Here is a 1741-nt window from a genome sequence, read left to right as displayed (position 1 = left end):
GACCCCCGGGAGGCCCGCAAGCACGCCGCGATCGTCGCCACCGGTCGCTCGGACCAGCCGAACCAGATCAACAACGTGCTCGCCTTCCCGGGGGTGTTCCGGGGCATGCTCGACGCGCACGCCGAGGAGTTCACCGAGGAGATGGCGATCGCGGCGGCCCGCGCCATCGCCGACGTGGTCGGCGAGGACAAGATCAACCCGACGGTCATCGTGCCGAGCGTCTTCGACTCCCGGGTCGCCCCGGCGGTCGCCGCCGCCGTCCGGGCCGCCGCCCAGAACCCGGCCGTCACCCCGCCGCCGGCCGCCGACCCGGGCCCTGCCGACCTCCCCGAGATCGCCGCCACCGCCAGCGCCACCCCCTGACCCCTCCCCCTCAGAGCCCCGCCTCCCGCCAGCCGACCCAGCCCCGGCCGGGCTCACCCCGGCTTCGGCGGGCCCCGGCCTGGCTAGCCCCGGCCCCGCTGACCCCGGCCTCGCTGGCCCCGGTCCCGCTGGCCCCGGTGATCAAGAAGTTTGCGTCACCCCGACCGGCACTCGATGACGCAAACCTCTTGGTCACCGCGCACCCTCCCGTCCGGCACCAGTGATCAAGAGGTTTGCGTCATCCCACCAGCCACTTCTGACCCGAACCTCTTGATCACCGCGCGCCACCCCGTCAGGGCCTGGTGATCAAGAGGTTTGCGTCATCCGCCACGCCGGTTCTGACGCAAACCTCTTGATCAACGAGGCGGAGCGGGGCGGGGCGGCGGGTGAGGCAGGGCGGAGTGTGGGTGGGGCGGGGGGGGTAGCGGTCAGGGGAGGGTGAGGGTGCCGGTGGCGACGAGGACGGCGGGGCCGGCGAGCCAGCAGGAGTCGGCGGTGACCGTGACCGTGAGCCGGCCACCGGGGACGTCCACCGCCACGACACCGGTGTCCAGGGTGGCGTCGCGCAGCGCCACGGCGGCGACCGCGCAGGCGCCGGTGCCGCAGGACAGGGTCTCGGCCGAGCCGCGCTCGTAGACCCGCATCAGGATGTGGCCGTCGGTGCCGTCGACCGGGTCGGCGGGGGCGGTGAACTCGACGTTCACCCCGTGCGGGAAGACCCGGGGGTCGAATTCGGGTGCCCGGGTCAGGTCCAGGTCGGCCAGCTCGATTCCGGCCGGCAGGGCGCAGACCAGGTGCGGGTTGCCCACGTCCACCGCCGTACCGGGCAGGGTCAGCCCGCCGAGGACGGCGCGGGAGGCGTCGTACAGCCGGGGGCGGCGCATCTCGACGGCGATGGTGTCGCCGTCGACCCGGGCCCGCACCAGGCCGGCGCGGGTCGCCACCGGCAGGGTTCCGCCGGTGGGGGTGGCCAGCCCGGTCGCCAGCAGGTAGCGGACGAAGACCCGGGACCCGTTACCGCACATCTCGGCGAACGAGCCGTCGGAGTTCCAGTAGTCCATGAACCATTCGGCCTCACCGGCGAGGGCGACCCCGTCGGGGTGCTTCGCCGCGCGGACGACCCGCAGCACGCCGTCGCCGCCGAGGCCGCGCCGCCGGTCGCAGAGCGCGGCGACCAGGCCGGGGGTCAGGTCGAGGGTGCCGTCCGGATCGGGCAGGACGACGAAGTCGTTGCCGGTGCCGTGGCCCTTGGTGAACGCCACGCCCCCATCATGGCCGATGCCCGGCCACCACCCGCAGGGCAGTCTCGACAAACGTCGGCGCGGCCGGGTCCAGCCAGTGGATGCGCCGGTCACGACGGAACCAGGAGCGTTGCCGC

Annotated in this window: 2 protein-coding genes and 1 pseudogene; 1 reads left to right on the top strand and 2 read right to left on the bottom strand. The window is 74.2% G+C overall.

What is annotated here, in order from left to right:
- Positions 1-363 (top strand): malic enzyme-like NAD(P)-binding protein (locus ACOJTC_RS06920; RefSeq protein ID WP_420116214.1); only part of this gene is annotated, 363 nt, incomplete at its 5' end.
- Positions 364-791: 428 nt separating this feature from the next.
- Here the strand turns inward: ACOJTC_RS06920 and dapF are convergent.
- A complete protein-coding gene (gene dapF, locus ACOJTC_RS06915; protein ID WP_420116213.1) occupies positions 792-1625 on the bottom strand; it encodes a diaminopimelate epimerase in 834 nt (277 codons plus the stop codon).
- 7 nt (positions 1626-1632) lie between these two features.
- Positions 1633-1741: pseudogene (locus ACOJTC_RS06910) on the bottom strand (tRNA (adenosine(37)-N6)-dimethylallyltransferase MiaA); the annotation flags it as partial.

The sequence above is a fragment of the Micromonospora sp. genome, from assembly GCF_048594385.1.
GTDB classification, from domain to species: domain Bacteria; phylum Actinomycetota; class Actinomycetes; order Mycobacteriales; family Micromonosporaceae; genus Micromonospora; species Micromonospora wenchangensis.
Note: the sequence above shows the minus strand (reverse complement) of the source record. Positions and strands in the feature narration are given on the sequence as shown.